Here is a 15,664-nt window from a genome sequence, read left to right on the forward strand (position 1 = left end):
CGCCCACACCCCCCACCCGGCCGGCGCACCCCGGCCGGGTGTTCCCGTTCCCTCAGCAGGCGTCGAGCTGGTCCCGCACCTGCCGCGGACGGTTGGTGATGATCGCGTCCACGCCGAGGCGCAGGCACAGGTCCACGTCCTCGGGCTCGTCGACCGTCCACACCCGTACGCCGAGCCCCGCCGCCCTGAGCCGGTCCACCAGCCGCGGATCCCGGCGGACCAACTCGATCCCGGGACCGGCGTGCCCGACGGTGTGCGGCAGCCGCAGCGGGCCGCGCCGCTCCAGCAGCTGTACGGTCTCCAGCGCGGGCGCCAGCCGGTGCGTACGGGCCAGCGCGCCGCGGGAGAAGCTCATCACCTCGACCCGGTGGCCGCCCTCGCCGGGCCCGTCCGCGAGACCGTACTCGCCGAGCACCCGCACCAGTTCGGCCTCCACCCTGCCGCCCGCCCGGGTCGGGTGCTTGGTCTCCACGGCCAGCCCCACGGGCCGCGGCGCGGCCAGCACCTCCTGGAGCAGCTCCTCGAAGTACAGGACCCGGGCCCCATCGTGCCGGGGCCCCTTCCAACTGCCGAAGTCGAGCCCGGCCAGCTGCTCGTAGGTCATCGCGGACACGGCCCCGCGCCCGTCGGAGGTCCGGTCGACCCGGCGGTCGTGGACGCACACCAGCCGCCCGTCCGCCGTGAGCCGGACGTCGCACTCCAGCGCGTCGGCCCCGTCGACCAGGGCCTGCCGGTAGGCGGCGATGGTGTGCTCCGGGTACTGCTCGGAAGCCCCGCGATGGGCGATGACCCGCGTCGCGCGGGCGGCGGATGCGGAAGCGGGGAGGTGGGACGCCTGAGTCATACGGCAAACCCTGGCAAACCAGGGTGAACGCGAAGTTCCCTCCTTGTGTCCGCCCCCGGTCCACCCCGGGTGGACGAAGCGAAGACGCCGGGCCGGCACGACCCGGTGGCGGACGGGCGCGGCCGATGGTCGGCCCCTGAGGGTGTCGGGCAAGGACCATCCGGGTTTCCGGCCCGCCATGGACGCACTGGCCGCCGTCGAGGACGAGGCCGCACGGGCGGTGAACGAGTGACCCGGCGCCCTCGGGCGGACCACCGGTCGCCGGGGCGGGCGCGGACGCCGCGCCCCGGCGGTGGGGTCAGGCCAGGCCCGGGCCGCGGACCGGGATGTGGGTGAAGGTGGGCTCCGGGGCCGGGTTCTGGAAGAAGTCGTTGCCCTTGTCGTCGACCACGATGAAGGCCGGGAAGTTCTCGACCTCGATCTTCCAGACCGCCTCCATGCCGAGCTCCTCGTACTCCAGGACCTCGACCTTCTTGATGCAGTCCTGCGCGAGGCGGGCCGCCGGGCCGCCGATCGAGCCGAGGTAGAAGCCGCCGTGCGTCCCGCAGGCGTCCGTGACCTGCTGCGAGCGGTTGCCCTTGGCCAGCATCACCTTGGAGCCGCCCGCCGCCTGGAACTGCTCGACGTAGGAGTCCATCCGGCCGGCCGTGGTCGGGCCGAAGGAGCCGGACGCGTAGCCCTCGGGGGTCTTCGCCGGGCCCGCGTAGTAGACCGGGTGGTCCTTGAGGTACTGCGGCATCGGCGCGCCCGAGTCCAGCAGCTCCTTGATCTTGGCGTGCGCGATGTCGCGCGCCACGACCAGCGGGCCGGTCAGGGACAGGCGGGTCTTGACCGGGTGCTCGGTCAGGGTCGCCAGGATCTCGTCCATCGGCCGGTTGAGGTCGATGGAGACCACGTCCGCCGAGTCGTCCAGGTGCTCGTCGGTGGTCTCCGGCAGGAAGCGCGCCGGGTCCCGCTCCAGCTGCTCCAGGAAGACGCCCTCCGCGGTGATCTTCGCGGTGGCCTGGCGGTCCGCCGAGCAGGAGACCGCGATGGCGACCGGGAGGGACGCGCCGTGGCGGGGGAGGCGGACCACGCGGACGTCGTGGCAGAAGTACTTGCCGCCGAACTGGGCGCCGATGCCGATCTTCTGGGTCAGCTCGAAGACCTGCTGTTCCAGGGCCTCGTCGCGGAAGCCGTGGCCCAGCGCCGAACCCTCGGTCGGCAGCTCGTCCAGGTAGTGCGCCGAGGCGTACTTCGCGGTCTTGAGCGCGTGCTCCGCCGAGGTGCCGCCGACCACGATCGCCAGGTGGTAGGGCGGGCAGGCCGCCGTGCCCAGCGAACGGATCTTCTCCTCCAGGAACTTCATCATGGAGCCCTCGTTGAGGACCGCCTTGGTCTCCTGGTAGAGGAAGGACTTGTTCGCCGAGCCGCCGCCCTTGGCCATGAAGAGGAACTTGTAGGCGCCGCCGTCGGTCGCGTACAGCTCGATCTGCGCGGGCAGGTTCGAGCCGGTGTTCTTCTCCTCCCACATGGTGATCGGAGCCATCTGCGAGTAGCGCAGGTTGAGGCGGGTGTAGGCGTCGTAGATGCCGCGGGACAGGGCCGCTTCGTCGGCGCCCTCCGTCAGCACGTTCTGGCCGCGCTTGCCCATCACGATCGCGGTGCCGGTGTCCTGGCACATCGGCAGCACGCCCGCCGCGGCGATGTTCGCGTTCTTGAGCAGGTCCAGCGCCACGAACTTGTCGTTCGCGCTGGCCTCGGGGTCGTCGATGATGCGGCGCAGCTGCGCGAGGTGCGCGGGGCGCAGGAAGTGCTGGATGTCGTGGATGGCCTCTTCGGCGAGCGCGCGCAGCGCCTCGGGCTCGACCTTGAGGAACGTACGGCCGTCGGCCTCGAAGGTGGAGACGCCCTCCGCGGTCACCAACCGGTAGGGGGTGGTGTCCTCGCCCAGGGGCAGCAGGTCGGTGTACGCGAACTCCGGCATCGTGTGGCCAATCCTCACTCGGCAGACAGCGCTGGCGCCCAATTGGCAGCGCAGTCCTCCAGCGTAGGACCTCTTTCCCCGGCTCCGTCTGTGAGGTAAGGCTCACTCAGCAGTATCGCGATCTATCGTGTCTCGCTATGCTGGGGGCGTGGACCTCGAAAAGCACCCCGCCGCGCCCGCGCCCGCAGCCGAATCCGCGCCCGTCGCGCTGCGCGCTTCCGACGCCGACCGTGACCGCATCGCGCAGATCATCGGTGACGCCCTCGCCGAGGGCCGGCTGACCGCGGAGGAGCACTCGGAGCGCCTCGACGCCCTCTACGCCGTCAAGACCGTCGGCGAGCTGGAGGTGCTGGTCCGGGACCTCCCGGCCGCTCCGGGAGCCGCCTACGCCGTCGCCGCGCCCGCTTCCGGTCCGGCCTGGCCGGTTTCCGGACCGCCCGGTGGCGGTTACGTCGAGAACGTGGTGGCGGTGTTCAGCAGCTCCACCCGCAAGGGCCGCTGGCGCCCGGCGTCCCACACCCGGGCCGTCTCGGTCCTCGGGGACATCACCATCGACCTCACCGAGGCCGTCTTCGAGCAGCAGGTCACCGAGATCAACGTGACCTGCGTCCTCGGCAACGTCGAGGTCAAGGTCCCGGAGAACGTCACCCTGCGGGGGTACGGCAGCGGGGTCCTCGGCAACTTCGAGGTGCACGGCGAGGGGGAGTCCGTCGCCGACCCGCAGGCGCCCGTCGTGATCGTCCGCGGCTTCACCGTGCTCGGCAACATCGAGGCCCGTCGCAAAATGGGTTCCCGCCTCGTCGACCTCGCGGAGAGGTTCCGCAAGCGACTGGAGGGCTGAGCCGTCTCGTCCGGATCACGGCCGAATGGTTCCGTTTGGCTTCCGGATGCAGCGGATTCCGGTCGAACTTCCCCCGGGTGGCACAGAGTGCATAGGGGGGCGTACAGCGGGTAGGGACAGGTGCATCGTCTCTCGCTCGCGAATACGTCGTCAGGAGTAGACCGTGCAGCATCCGCCGCATCAGTCCCTGCAGGTAGCCACCGTGCAGAGCGTTCGGGGTATCCCGGGCCCACGGACGCCCGCGAGGGAAGAGGACGGCCCATGGCACGCGGAGGCGGTGTGCCGCCGGGATGAGGCGGGCCTCTTCTTCGCCCCCTCCAAGGAGCCCACCGCGGCCCGGCTGGCCCGCGAGGAGGCGGCCAAGCGCGTCTGTGCCCGCTGCCCCGTGATGGTCGCCTGCCGGGAGCACGCACTGCTCCAGCCCGAGCCCTACGGCGTGTGGGGCGGGCTCACCGCCGCCGAGCGCCGCGTGGTGCTGGCCCGCCGCCGGCGCCGGGCGGCCGAGCTGCGCCAGGGTCCGGGCTCCGAGCCGATCGCCGCCGCGGGCTGATCCGGCCTGCCGCCGGGGCCGGAAGTGGCCCGCGGGGTCCCCTGGGTGTGCTGGAGGGGCGGTCACCGCCGCACGCGGTGGCCGCCCCTCCAGTCGTGCCGGCCGCAGGCCTACTGCGCGCGGTCGAAGTCGATCGCGCTGTACGCCCGCAGCTTCGACAGGCGGTGGGTGGAGTCGATCTGCCGGATCGTGCCCGACTTCGACCGCATGACCAGCGAGGACGTGGTCGCGGTCGCGGAGCGGTAGTGGACGCCGCGCAGCAGCTCGCCGTCCGTGATGCCGGTCGCGACGAAGAAGACGTTGTCGCCGGAGACCAGGTCGTCGGTGTGCAGGACCCGGTCCAGGTCGTGGCCCGCGTCGATGGCCTTCTGGCGCTCGGCCTCGTCCTTCGGCCACAGCTTGCCCTGGATGGTGCCGCCGAGGCACTTGATGGCGCAGGCCGAGATGATGCCCTCGGGGGTGCCGCCGATGCCGAGGAGCAGGTCCACGCCGGTCCCCTCGCGGACCGCCATGACCGAGCCCGCGACGTCGCCGTCCGAGATGAACTTGATGCGGGCGCCGGTCTCGCGGATCTCCTTGACGATGCCCTCGTGGCGGGGGCGGTCCAGGATGACGACGGTGACGTCCTCCACGGCCATGCCCTTGGCCTTGGCGACCCGGCGGATGTTCACCGAGGCGGGGGCGTTGATGTCGACGAAGTCGGCGGCCTCGGGGCCGGTGACCAGCTTCTCCATGTAGAACACCGCGGACGGGTCGAACATGGTGCCGCGGTCGGCGGCGGCCAGGACGGCGATCGCGTTCGGCATGCCCTTGGCGTTCAGGGTGGTGCCGTCGATCGGGTCGACGGCGATGTCGACCTCGGCGCCGGTGCCGTCGCCGACCCGCTCGCCGTTGAAGAGCATGGGGGCTTCGTCCTTCTCCCCCTCGCCGATGACGACGACGCCGTTCATCGAAACGGTGGAGATCAGGGTGCGCATGGCATTGACCGCGGCGCCGTCGGCGCCGAGCTTGTCGCCGCGCCCGACCCAACGGCCCGCGGCCATGGCGGCGGCCTCGGTGACCCGGACGAGCTCCAGGGCGAGGTTGCGGTCGGGCGCCTCCGGAGAGACTTCGAGCTGGGGCGGCAGGTTGTGCTCGGTCATCGGAGCGCACCTTTCTGTACGGCGACGGCCGGAAGTGAGGGTGCTGGAACTCTATCGGTACGTCGATAAATTGAGCAGGGCGGGGCACGTATGAGCGGTATATCGGTCAGCGTATTGGCCTGAGCGGACGGATCGGGTCCGCCGCCGCGCCCCATGTGGCCCCGCCGGGGCGACCCTGGTGATGATCGCGTACCGCGATGCGGGACGATGGTCCCGTGGCAGGCATGAAAGGCAAGCAGACGATCTGGGACATGGTCCGGTCGCTGGCGATCATCGGCGTGGTCGCGGGAGGGATCTACCTGGCCGTCCCGCACGACGACAAGGCCGACCCGACGCACGTCGTCGACTACCGCATCGAGACCCTCACGGCCCGCCGCGCGGCGCCGTACCCGGTGGGTTCGCCCGTCGGGCTCGCCAAGGAGTGGCGCGCGACCTCGGTGACCTACGACCGCAAGGACGCGAACGCCTGGCACCTGGGCTTCCTCGACCCGCGCAGCGAGTACGTGGCGGTGGAGCAGTCGAGCGACACCTCGGCCAAGTACCTGGACAAGGTCACCCAGAAGGCCAAGGCCACCGGACAGACGCAGCAGGTCGGCGACCTGTCCTGGGAGCGCTGGGAGGGCCCGAAGTACCGCGCCCTGGTGCGCCGGGAGCAGGGGCACGCGACCGTGGTCACCGGCACCGGCGCCTTCGGGGAGCTGGCGGAACTGGCCGGCGCGCTGGAGTTCAAGCAGGGCGGCTGAGCCGTCGAGCGACTGTGCGAAAAGGCCGCCCGCCCCGGGGAAACCGGGGCGGGCGGCCTTTTCGGGTTCGCTCGGGCTCAGACGGTCGTGACGACCTGGTCGAAGTCCAGGCGCGGGGAGCGCGGGTACCAGGCGTTCTCGCCCGGCTTGCCGATGTTGATGACCATCAGCGGGGTGTGGTCGTCGTCCAGGAACTCCTTCTGGACACCGGCGAAGTCCAGGCCCGTCATCGGACCCGCGGCCAGACCGGCGGCGCGGATGCCGACGATGAAGTAGGCGGCCTGCAGGGCCGAGTTCACCAGGGCGGACTGCTCGCGGACCGGACGCTCGCCGAAGAAGAGGTCCTTGGCCTGCGGGAAGCTCGGGAGCAGGGCCGGCAGCTCCTCGTGGAACTCGTTGTCCGCGGAGAGGATCGCGACCAGCGGGGCGGCCTGGGTCTTGGGCTGGTTGCCCGCGGCCATGTGCTTCACGAGGCGCTCGCGGGCCTCGGCGGAGCGGACCAGCGTGATGCGCAGGGGCGTCTGGTTGAAGGCCGTCGGGCCGAACTTGACGAGGTCGTAGATCGCCTGGACCTGCTCCTCGGTCACCGGCTCGTCCGAGAACGAGTTGGCGGTACGGGCCTCGCGGAACAGCAGGTCCTGAGCGGCGGAGTCAAGAACGAGGGACATCGGAAAGCCTTCTTCCATACGAAAACCGGGGTGAAGCGATGCCCTGACACTACGCCAAAGAAATTGAAATTTCAACTAATAGCCCGACGGGGTGGGCGGCCTCACACCGCGACGCCCCCGGGGGCCGGGCCGTCTAGTCGGCGTCCCCGTCGGGCGCGCCCGCTCCGTCTCGCCCCGCCAGGGCCGAGTCCAGCCGGGCCCGGGCGCCCTCCAGCCAGTTCCGGCAGACCTTCGCCAGCTCCTCGCCGCGCTCCCAGAGGGCCAGCGACTCCTCCAGCGAGGTGCCGCCCGCCTCCAGCTTGCGGACGACCTCGATCAGCTCGTCCCGAGCCTGCTCGTACCCCAGCGCCGTACCGGCCTCAGTCATTCCCGCTCCGATCGTATTCTTCGTGTCACAAGGAAATTGTTTCGGGAACATGGCGGCTTCCGGAGCCCCCCGCGGTCCCGTGGCCGCCTGCCGTCCCGCGGGCACCGGTGGTCGGCAGCCACCCGTGGTCAGCCGGCATCGGTGACGCGGACGGTGAACTCGCCCTCCGCGACCCGTGCCCGCAGCACCTCGTCCGCCCCCAGCTCCGCGGGGGAGCGCACCACGTGCCCGTCCGCCCGCTGGAGCACCGCGTACCCGCGCTCCAGCGTCGCCGCGGGGGACAGCGCCACGACCCGGGCGCGGGTGTGCGCCAGCTCCGACTCGGCCCGGTCCAGCAGGTGGCCCACGGTCCGCCGGGCCCGCGCGAGCGTCGCGTCCAGCTCGGCCTCCCGGGTCTCCACCATCCGCTGCGGGTGCACGAACACCGGCCGCGCGAGGGCGTGCGCGAGCCCGCGCTCCTCCCGGTCCAGCAGGCCGCGCACCGCGCGCAGTCCCCGGCCCTGCAACTGGCGCACCCGCTCCAGCTCCTCGCCGACGTCCGGGACCACCTTCTTCGCCGCGTCGGTGGGCGTGGACGCCCGTACGTCGGCGACCAGGTCCAGCAGCGGGGAGTCGGGCTCGTGCCCGATGGCCGAGACCACCGGGGTGCGGGCCGCGGCCACCGTGCGCACGACCTCCTCGTCGGAGAAGGGCAGCAGGTCCTCCACGCTGCCGCCGCCGCGCGCCACGATGATCACGTCGACCTCGGGCAGCGCGTCCAGCTCCCTGACCGCCTCGATCACCTGGGGCACCGCGTGGACGCCCTGCACGGCGACGTTGCGCACCTCGAAGCGGACCGCCGGCCAGCGGCGGCGCGCGTTCTCCAGCACGTCCCGCTCGGCCGCCGAGGCCCGCCCGACCACCAGCCCGATCAGTTGCGGCAGGAACGGCAGCGGCTTCTTGCGGTCCAGCGCGAACAGGCCCTCCGAGGCCAGCGACCGCTTGAGCTTCTCCAGCCGCGCCAGCAGCTCGCCGATGCCCACGGGCCGTATCTCGGTGGCCCGCAGGGACAGCTGGCCGCGCGGCGCGTACCACTCGGGCTTGGCGAGGACGAGGACGCGCGCCCCCTCCGACACGGAGTCCGCGACCTCGTCGAAGACCTGCCGGAAGCAGGTCACCGCCACCGAGATGTCGTGCGACGGATCGCGCAGGGTCAAGAACACCACCCCGGCCCCCGGTCGTCGCGAGAGCTGGGTGATCTGCCCCTCCACCCACACCTGGCCGAGGCGGTCGATCCACCCCCCGATCAGCCGGGACACCTGACCGACGGGCAGTGGCGTCTCCGGCGATGAATTCAGACCCATGCAGGCAGGCTAACGGCCGGGACCGACAGCGTCGCCAGGTCCGCCCGGTCCCCGGCCCGCGCGCCGCCCCCGTTGCGCCACCAGCACCGCCAGCCCCACGGCCAGCCAGAGCGCGCCGACCCACTGGGCCGTGTGCGAGGCCTCGACGATCACCGCGAGGGTCACGGCCGCGCCCAGGACCGGCACCACCAGGTGCTTCCACCAGTTCGGGGGGCCCGCGGAGCGGCGTACGACGAACCACCCGACCACGGAGGCGTGCAGCAGGGTGAAGGCCACCAGCGCCCCGATGTCGACGACGGAGACCAGGTGGTCCAGCCCGTCGTCGCGCCGGGCCGCCCAGACGGCCGCGACCAGCGTCACCGTCGCCGCGACCAGCAGCGCCGGGCGCGGGGTGCCGCCCGAGGTCCGCGCGAGCGCCTTCGGCAGCCGCCCCTCCCGGGCCATCGCGAACAGCAGCCGACCGGCCGCGGCCTGCCCGGCGAGCGCCGCGAAGGCCGCCCCGATCGCCTTGCTGGCCGCGACCAGGTCGTGCAGCCAGGGCCCGACGGCGGACTCGACGGTGGTGTAGAAGGCCGGCCCCTGGAGCCCCGGATCGGCCGCCAGCTCGGCGGCGGAGAGCGGGGTCAGCAGCGCCGCCAGATAGGTCTGGGCGATGAAGAGCACCCCGGTCAGCGCCAGGCAGAAGAGCACCGCCCGCGCCACCTTCGCGCTGCCCCCGGTCACCTCCTCGGCGAAGGAGGCGATCGCGTCGAACCCCAGGTACGACAGGACCGCCACCGACACCGCTCCGAGCACCGCGCCCGTCGAGAAGCCGAGGGATCCGTCCCCGGTCAGCGGGGACAGCCAGCCGCGCCGGGCGCCGCCTTGGACCAGCGCGCTCACGGCGGCGACCAGGAACACCAGCAGGACCACCACCTCCAGGGCCAGCACGGCGAAGCCCACGCGGGCCGCCGCCCGTACGCCCCACAGGTTCAGCGCGGTGGTGACCACCACGGCCAGCGCCGTCCACACCCAGCGCGACACCTCCGGCACCAGCGCGTGCATCGCGATGCCGGAGAAGAGGTACGCCACCGCCGGGATCAGCAGGTAGTCGAGCATCGCCATCCAGCCGGCGATCAGCCCGGGCCCCTCGCCGAGGCCCTTGCGGGCGTAGGTGAAGACCGAACCGGCCTGCGGCGCGACCCGGACCATCTGCGCGTAGGAGAAGGCCGTGAAGGCCATCGCCACGGTGGCGGCGAGGTAGACCAGGGCCACGGCGCCGTGCGACTTCGCGTCGAGGGTGCCGAAGATGCCGACCGGAGCCATCGGCGCGATGAAGAGCAGCCCGTAGACGACCAGGTCACGGAAGCCGAGACTGCGCCGCAGCCGCCCCTCGGGGGCGGCACCGGGTGACGGCCCGGCCTCCGTGCCGGGATCCGTATCGGACACCATCCGCCCTCCGAGTGATGCAGTGGACACGCTTTCGGTCCAGTCTGTGTCGAACGGGGGACGTCCGGCCTGTTGGACACCCCCGTACGATGGACGTCATGACTGCTTCCGCTTCCCGCCGTGTCCTGCTCGCCGCCCCCCGCGGGTACTGCGCGGGCGTCGACCGAGCCGTGATCGCCGTCGAGAAGGCCCTTGAGCAGTACGGTGCGCCGGTCTACGTCCGCCACGAGATCGTCCACAACAAGTACGTCGTCCAGACGTTGGAGAAGAAGGGGGCCATCTTCGTCGAACGGACGGCCGAGGTCCCCGAGGGCTCCATCGTGATGTTCTCGGCGCACGGCGTCGCCCCCGTCGTCCACGACGAGGCCGCCGAGCGCAAGCTCGCCACGATCGACGCGACCTGCCCGCTGGTCACCAAGGTGCACAAGGAAGCCGTCCGCTACGCCAACGAGGACTTCGACATCCTCCTCATCGGCCACGAGGGCCACGAGGAGGTCATCGGCACCTCCGGCGAGGCCCCGGACCACATCACCATCGTCGACGGTCCCGAGGACGTCGCCAAGGTCACCGTCCGCGACGAGTCCAAGGTCGTCTGGCTGTCGCAGACCACGCTCTCGGTCGACGAGACGATGGAGACGGTCGACGCGCTGAAGACCAAGTTCCCGCTGCTCGTCTCGCCTCCCAGCGACGACATCTGCTACGCCACCTCGAACCGGCAGGCCGCCGTCAAGGTGATGGGCGCCGACTCCGACCTCGTCATCGTCGTCGGCTCGAAGAACTCCTCGAACTCGATCCGGCTGGTCGAGGTCGCCCTGGACGCCGGCGCGGCCGCCGCGCACCTCGTGGACTTCGCGAGCGAGATCGACGAGGCCTGGCTGGAGGGCGTCACCACGGTCGGTCTGACCTCGGGCGCCTCGGTCCCGGAGGTCCTGGTCGAGGAAGTGCTGGAGTGGCTGGCCCAGCGCGGCTACGCCGACGTGGAGATCGTCAAGACGGCCGAGGAGTCGATCGTCTTCTCACTGCCCAAGGAACTGCGCCGCGACCTGCGCACCGAGGCCGCGAACCTGCTCGCCGGGAAGTAGCCGGGTCGTCCCGCTCGTCCCGGGGTCTTTTCGTACGGTGAGTCCATGCAGATCTTCGGTGTGGACATCGGCGGTTCCGGGATCAAGGGCGCTCCCGTGGACCTTGACCGCGGCGACCTGGCGCAGGAGCGCCACAAAGTACTGACACCGCATCCGGCCACCCCCGACGGGGTGGCCGACTGCGTTGCGGAGGTCGTACGCAACTTCGACTGGAAGGGCCCGGTCGGCGTCACCTTCCCCGGGGTCGTGACCGGCGGCATCACCCGCTCGGCCGCGAACGTCGACAAGGGATGGGTCGGCCTGGACGCGGCCGGCCTCCTCTCGGAGCGCCTCGGCGGCCTCCCGGTCACGGTCCTGAACGACGCGGACGCGGCGGGCGTCGCGGAGATGACGTACGGGGCCGGCCGCGGCCGCGGCGGTACGGTCATCCTGCTGACCCTCGGCACCGGCATCGGCAGTGCCCTCTTCACGGACGGACACCTGGTCGCCAACAGCGAGCTGGGCCACCTGGAACTGCGCGGTCACGACGCGGAGACCCGGGCCTCGGTGAAGGCCAAGGAGGACGGCGACCTCAGTTGGGAGCGCTGGGCGCACCGGCTGCAGAGGTACCTGGCCCACGTGGAGATGCTGTTCTCCCCGGACCTCTTCATCCTCGGCGGCGGGGTGAGCCGCAAGCCGGAGAAGTTCCTGCCGCTGATCGAGGGCATCCGCGCCGAGATCGTCCCCGCGACGCTGCGCAACAACGCGGGCATCGTGGGCGCGGCGATGGCGGCGCGCCCGGCCTCCTGAAGCCCTCCGGGCCCCTGAGCGAGTCCGCTCAGGCGACGCGGCGGGGCATGGTGCGCCGCCGCCCGATCAGCACGGCCTTGCGCACCACCGCGATCAGACCGGCGATCAGGGTCCCCGCGTACAGCCAGCCGGCGTGCAGGGACAGCGCCGTGACCACGCCCATCAACTGGCCGCCGAAGCCGCCGGAGCCGCCCGCGATGGGCCACACTCCGGCGGTGAAGGCGATGGGGGCGGCGATCGGCGCGGTGATCAGGTCGGCCGGGCGCACCCAGAGCGCGGTCGCCGCGGCGACCGGCATGAAGAGGAGCCCGTACCCGAGCAGCGACGCGTCGAAGATCAACCAGTCGATCCCGGCGGCCAGCACCATCGCGGCGCAGGCGAACAGCCCGCCCCCGAGCCCGGTCAGCTTGGGCCGGGGCAGCCTGCGGGCCACGGCGGGCCGGGGCCTGGGCCGGTTGCCACCGCCCTGCGGGGGTACGGCGGGCCGGCGGGCCGCCTCCGGCTGTCGCTGCGGGTGATATGCCGATCGCATCCTGTCTCGCTCCACTGGACCAAGCTAGGCGGCACGGACCCCGTATGGGTGCCTGGACACGCGTACATCCACCGCCGGCCATCGGAAAGTAAACTGTCCGATGGCCCGTACCCGGGTCAGCCCCCTCCAGCTACGGGAAGTCGCCAACGTGTCGCTCACGATCGGAATCGTCGGCCTGCCGAATGTCGGCAAGTCGACCCTTTTCAACGCCCTGACCAAGAACGACGTGCTGGCGGCCAACTACCCGTTCGCCACCATCGAGCCGAACGTCGGCGTCGTCGGCGTACCGGACACCCGCCTCGCCGTCCTCGCGGGCATCTTCGGCTCCCAGAAGGTCCTCCCGGCGACCGTCGACTTCGTCGACATCGCGGGCATCGTCCGCGGCGCCTCGGAGGGCGAGGGCCTCGGCAACAAGTTCCTCGCGAACATCCGCGAGTCCGACGCGATCTGCCAGGTCATCCGCGCCTTCGCCGACGAGAACGTCGTCCACGTCGACGGCAAGGTCTCGCCGAAGGACGACATCGAGACGATCAACACCGAGCTGATCCTCGCGGACCTCCAGTCGATCGAGAAGGCGGTGCCGCGCCTGACGAAGGAGTCCCGCCTCCAGAAGGAGAAGGTCGCGGTCCTCGGGGCGGTCGAGAAGGCCCAGAAGATCCTCGAAGCGGGCGACACCCTCTTCTCGCACGGCATCACCAAGGGCACCGAGCAGGGCGACCTCCTGCACGAACTGCACCTGCTGACCGTCAAGCCGTTCCTCTACGTCTTCAACGTGGACGAGGACGAGCTCACCGACGACGCCTTCAAGGCGGAGCAGAGCGCCCTCGTGGCCCCGGCCGAGGCGATCTTCCTGAACGCCAAGCTGGAGGCGGAGCTGATCGAGCTGGACGACGAGGAGGCCCTCGAACTCCTCCAGTCCGTCGGCCAGGAAGAGCCGGGCATGGCCACCCTGGGCCGCGTCGGCTTCGCGACCCTCGGCCTCCAGACCTACCTGACGGCCGGCCCGAAGGAAACCCGCGCCTGGACCATCAAGCAGGGCGCCACGGCCCCCGAGGCGGCCGGCGTGATCCACACGGACTTCCAGCGCGGCTTCATCAAGGCCGAGGTCATCTCCTTCGCGGACCTGGTCGAATGCGGCTCGGTCGCCGAAGCCCGCGCCAAGGGCAAGGCCCGCATGGAGGGCAAGGACTACCTCATGCAGGACGGCGACGTGGTGGAGTTCCGCTTCAACGTGTAGTCGTGCACTTGCTGCACGTGATGTGATTGGTCAAGTGTGCAGCTCAGAAGGGGTCGGACTCTGTGGAGTCCGACCCCTTCGTCGTCACCGTGCTGGATGGGTGCTGGATATTCTGACGTGGGGTCAGCGGGTAATCAGGTCTCGTAAACGGTGGACCGGTGTCCCACGTGAACGACCCAGATCACCAGCTCGCCGTTGTCGATCGTGTAGACGATGCGGTAGTCGCCTATGCGAAGGCGCCGTCGTTCCGGCTGTGACACGAGTGCGGTGGTGTTGAAGCCGAGGGGATCGGTCTCCAGCTCGGTCAGCTTGGCCAGGATGCGCAGCGCCATGTCGCGGGGGATCTTCCGAAGCTCGGCCTGCGCCTCGGGGCGGAAGACGGTTCGGTGCTCACTCACCGCGCGCCAGCGTCTCCCTCATGATGTCCTCGATCGGGATGCCGGGTGCTGGGTTGGCCATGCGCTCGTCGATGATCCGGTTGATCTCGCGCTCTTCCCACTCCTGGTACTTGCGCAGCACCTCGATGGAGACCACGGCGGCGACTTCCTTGCCTCGGCGCGTGATCACGGTGGGTACGTCGTCGCGGTCGGCGCGCTCCACGACCTCCGCCAAGTGCGCACGCACGTCGCGGATGGACTCTATGGGCAGTGGCTGCGTCATGCGCTCAAGGGTACCGAATGTCCCATGTGTACACAAGGGCTACCGTGGTGCTGGGCAGGTCGCCTCGACGCGCGCGTGCTGGATGTGCTGGATGAGCGCGCACCGTGCTGCAGTGCCGGGGTCCGGCATCGAGCGGGTCATTTCGACCGTGCTGGACGAGGCCCACAGATTCGACGTCCTGCGGCAGCCCGGCCGGCTCGGGCGCACCGGGCGTTTCACGCCTTGACGACTTCTACTGCGGGGTCGCAGAGCAGTGTCAGGTCCTCGGGGTCGGAGGTGAGGACGGTGACCGGCTGGGGCGCGGCGCGGGCGATGACGGCGAAGGCGGCGTCGATGGCGTACGTGTGGCCATGGAGATGGTGGGTGCGAAGGAGGGCGGCGGCCTGGTCGGTGACCTCCTTGGTGACGTCGCGAACGTCGATGCGGGAGAGGACCCACTTGATGCGGGCGGGGTGGATGCGCTCGTAGTCGGCCTCAAGGGTGGTCATGGCGCAGCAGAGCGCGGGCCGCCTCGACCTCTTCGCGGGTGAGCTCGTCATTGTCGGTCTCGAAGTCGGCGACGATCTGCCGGAGCTTGTCCATGGCGACCCGTTGTTCGAGGGCCTCTGCGACGTAGGCGGAGAAGCCGCCAGGGCCGACGTGGGCGCGCACGGCCTCGGCGAGGTCCTCGGGCAGGCTGATCGAATACTTCCTGCTACTACTCATGATGCCGATCCTGCCAGTGGCAGTAAATTGTTGGGTGAGAGTGGCCGCGAGTGGTGCTCGGCGCCTCGCCGGAGGAAGCCGGTTCGCAGGCAGTCCGCAGAGCACCCGAAAGTGCCCGGATCGGTCCGCAGACATTCCGCTTCAACGTGTAATCGGCGTGCAGGTCGGAAGGGGTCGGATCCTCCCGGGGTCGGCCCCCTTCGTCGTGGCCGTACTGCGGCAATCAGGTCTCGTAACGGTGGACCGGTGTCCCATGTGAACGGCCCAGACCGCCAGCTCTCCGTTGTCGATCGTGTAGACGACGCGGTAGTCACCGACGCGCAGACGGCGCCGTTCCGGCTGTGACACGAGTGCGGTGGTGTTGCAGCCGAGTGGGTCGCTCTCCAGCTCGGTCAGCTTGGCCAGGATGCGCAGCGCCATGTCGCGGGGAACCTTCCGGAGCTCGGCCTGCGCCTCGGGGCGGAAGACGGTCCGGTACTCACTCACCGCGTGCCAGCGTCTCCCTCATGACGTCCTCGATCGGGATACCGGGGGCCGGATTGGCCATGCGCTCGTCGACGATCCGGTTGATCTCGCGCTCTTCCCACTCCTGGTACTTGCGCAACACCTCGATGGAGGCGACGGCGGCGACCTGCTTGCCGCGACGGGTGATGACCGTGGGCACTGCGGACCGCGTGGTCCCGCGATGGCCGACCGCCCATAAGCCCCCCTCCCGAGTGGTGCGGGAGTGGTACGTTATTAGGTACCACTTGAGGGAAGGGTCAGGT

At 70.7% G+C, this 15,664-nt stretch carries 18 protein-coding genes and 2 pseudogenes; 6 read left to right on the top strand and 14 right to left on the bottom strand.

Going from position 1 to position 15,664, the window contains the following annotated elements; all coding sequences use genetic code 11:
* Positions 1 to 52 precede the first annotated feature (52 nt).
* Complete coding sequence (locus ACIBEA_RS12310) at positions 53 to 844, bottom strand: glycerophosphodiester phosphodiesterase (protein ID WP_399259825.1); 792 nt, start codon at positions 842 to 844, stop codon at positions 53 to 55.
* A gap of 298 nt (positions 845 to 1,142) precedes the next feature.
* On the bottom strand, positions 1,143 to 2,810 hold the full coding sequence (locus tag ACIBEA_RS12315) for a fumarate hydratase (RefSeq protein WP_399259827.1): 1,668 nt from the start codon (positions 2,808 to 2,810) through the stop codon (positions 1,143 to 1,145).
* Positions 2,811 to 2,958: 148 nt separating this feature from the next.
* On the opposite strand from ACIBEA_RS12315, the gene ACIBEA_RS12320 reads away from it, so the two are divergent.
* Both ACIBEA_RS12320 and ACIBEA_RS12325 read left to right on the top strand, forming a co-directional pair.
* On the top strand, positions 2,959 to 3,651 hold the full coding sequence (locus tag ACIBEA_RS12320) for a DUF1707 domain-containing protein (RefSeq protein ID WP_399259829.1): 693 nt from the start codon (positions 2,959 to 2,961) through the stop codon (positions 3,649 to 3,651).
* Between the two features lie 163 nt (positions 3,652 to 3,814).
* Positions 3,815 to 4,201, top strand: coding sequence for a WhiB family transcriptional regulator (locus ACIBEA_RS12325; protein ID WP_354379663.1), 387 nt, complete (start codon positions 3,815 to 3,817; stop codon positions 4,199 to 4,201).
* 110 nt (positions 4,202 to 4,311) lie between these two features.
* Here ACIBEA_RS12325 and glpX read toward each other — a convergent pair whose 3' ends face one another.
* Entirely contained in the window at positions 4,312 to 5,343 is a 1,032-nt protein-coding gene (glpX, locus tag ACIBEA_RS12330) for a class II fructose-bisphosphatase (protein WP_399259831.1), read from the bottom strand.
* A gap of 224 nt (positions 5,344 to 5,567) precedes the next feature.
* Between glpX and ACIBEA_RS12335 the strand changes: the two genes are divergently transcribed.
* A complete protein-coding gene (locus tag ACIBEA_RS12335; RefSeq protein WP_399260142.1) occupies positions 5,568 to 6,086 on the top strand; it encodes a DUF4245 domain-containing protein in 519 nt (172 codons plus the stop codon).
* A gap of 77 nt (positions 6,087 to 6,163) precedes the next feature.
* Here the strand turns inward: ACIBEA_RS12335 and ACIBEA_RS12340 are convergent, their stop codons facing one another.
* From ACIBEA_RS12340 to ACIBEA_RS12355, 4 genes are all read right to left on the bottom strand, one after another.
* The gene (locus tag ACIBEA_RS12340) at positions 6,164 to 6,754 is read right to left on the bottom strand and encodes a malonic semialdehyde reductase (RefSeq protein WP_399259833.1); all 591 of its coding nucleotides are present in this window, start codon (positions 6,752 to 6,754) and stop codon (positions 6,164 to 6,166) included.
* Positions 6,755 to 6,887: 133 nt separating this feature from the next.
* On the bottom strand, positions 6,888 to 7,121 hold the full coding sequence (locus ACIBEA_RS12345) for an exodeoxyribonuclease VII small subunit (RefSeq protein ID WP_385780129.1): 234 nt from the start codon (positions 7,119 to 7,121) through the stop codon (positions 6,888 to 6,890).
* A gap of 128 nt (positions 7,122 to 7,249) precedes the next feature.
* Entirely contained in the window at positions 7,250 to 8,464 is a 1,215-nt protein-coding gene (gene xseA / locus ACIBEA_RS12350; RefSeq protein ID WP_399259836.1) for an exodeoxyribonuclease VII large subunit, read from the bottom strand.
* 9 nt (positions 8,465 to 8,473) lie between these two features.
* Positions 8,474 to 9,895: an APC family permease gene (locus ACIBEA_RS12355; RefSeq protein ID WP_399259838.1), complete on the bottom strand. Its 1,422-nt coding sequence runs from the start codon at positions 9,893 to 9,895 to the stop codon at positions 8,474 to 8,476.
* 86 nt (positions 9,896 to 9,981) lie between these two features.
* On the opposite strand from ACIBEA_RS12355, the gene ACIBEA_RS12360 reads away from it, so the two are divergent.
* The gene (locus ACIBEA_RS12360; protein ID WP_399259840.1) at positions 9,982 to 10,974 is read left to right on the top strand and encodes a 4-hydroxy-3-methylbut-2-enyl diphosphate reductase; all 993 of its coding nucleotides are present in this window, start codon (positions 9,982 to 9,984) and stop codon (positions 10,972 to 10,974) included.
* A gap of 45 nt (positions 10,975 to 11,019) precedes the next feature.
* Complete coding sequence (gene ppgK, locus ACIBEA_RS12365) at positions 11,020 to 11,763, top strand: polyphosphate--glucose phosphotransferase (RefSeq protein WP_399259842.1); 744 nt, start codon at positions 11,020 to 11,022, stop codon at positions 11,761 to 11,763.
* A 28-nt stretch (positions 11,764 to 11,791) separates the two neighbouring features.
* Here ppgK and ACIBEA_RS12370 read toward each other — a convergent pair whose 3' ends face one another.
* Positions 11,792 to 12,295, bottom strand: coding sequence for a DUF6542 domain-containing protein (locus tag ACIBEA_RS12370; protein ID WP_399259844.1), 504 nt, complete (start codon positions 12,293 to 12,295; stop codon positions 11,792 to 11,794).
* 148 nt (positions 12,296 to 12,443) lie between these two features.
* Between ACIBEA_RS12370 and ychF the strand changes: the two genes are divergently transcribed.
* Entirely contained in the window at positions 12,444 to 13,532 is a 1,089-nt protein-coding gene (ychF, locus tag ACIBEA_RS12375; protein ID WP_399260144.1) for a redox-regulated ATPase YchF, read from the top strand.
* 134 nt (positions 13,533 to 13,666) lie between these two features.
* On the opposite strand, the gene ACIBEA_RS12380 is transcribed toward ychF, so the two are convergent.
* The 6 genes and pseudogenes from ACIBEA_RS12380 to ACIBEA_RS12405 all read right to left on the bottom strand — a co-directional run bounded on the left by ACIBEA_RS12380 (position 13,667) and on the right by ACIBEA_RS12405 (position 15,561).
* The gene (locus tag ACIBEA_RS12380; protein WP_399259846.1) at positions 13,667 to 13,930 is read right to left on the bottom strand and encodes a type II toxin-antitoxin system RelE/ParE family toxin; all 264 of its coding nucleotides are present in this window, start codon (positions 13,928 to 13,930) and stop codon (positions 13,667 to 13,669) included.
* A complete protein-coding gene (locus tag ACIBEA_RS12385) occupies positions 13,923 to 14,192 on the bottom strand; it encodes a type II toxin-antitoxin system Phd/YefM family antitoxin (protein WP_019434848.1) in 270 nt (89 codons plus the stop codon). The genes ACIBEA_RS12380 and ACIBEA_RS12385 overlap by 8 nt, the downstream gene beginning before the upstream one ends.
* A gap of 215 nt (positions 14,193 to 14,407) precedes the next feature.
* Positions 14,408 to 14,683: pseudogene (locus tag ACIBEA_RS12390) on the bottom strand (DNA-binding protein); the annotation flags it as partial.
* Positions 14,667 to 14,897 (bottom strand): hypothetical protein, encoded by a 231-nt coding sequence (locus ACIBEA_RS12395; protein WP_399259848.1) that lies wholly within the window; start codon positions 14,895 to 14,897, stop codon positions 14,667 to 14,669. The gene ACIBEA_RS12395 and the pseudogene ACIBEA_RS12390, both read right to left, overlap by 17 nt.
* Before the next feature lie 234 nt (positions 14,898 to 15,131).
* A pseudogene (locus ACIBEA_RS12400) lies at positions 15,132 to 15,383 on the bottom strand (type II toxin-antitoxin system RelE/ParE family toxin); the annotation flags it as partial.
* Positions 15,376 to 15,561 carry a type II toxin-antitoxin system prevent-host-death family antitoxin gene (locus ACIBEA_RS12405; protein WP_399259850.1) on the bottom strand — a complete coding sequence of 62 codons (186 nt, stop codon included), beginning with the start codon at positions 15,559 to 15,561 and terminating at the stop codon, positions 15,376 to 15,378. The gene ACIBEA_RS12405 and the pseudogene ACIBEA_RS12400, both read right to left, overlap by 8 nt.
* Positions 15,562 to 15,664: the final 103 nt, after the last annotated feature.

This window comes from Streptomyces sp. NPDC051555, from assembly GCF_044454405.1.
In the GTDB taxonomy this organism is placed as follows: domain Bacteria; phylum Actinomycetota; class Actinomycetes; order Streptomycetales; family Streptomycetaceae; genus Streptomyces.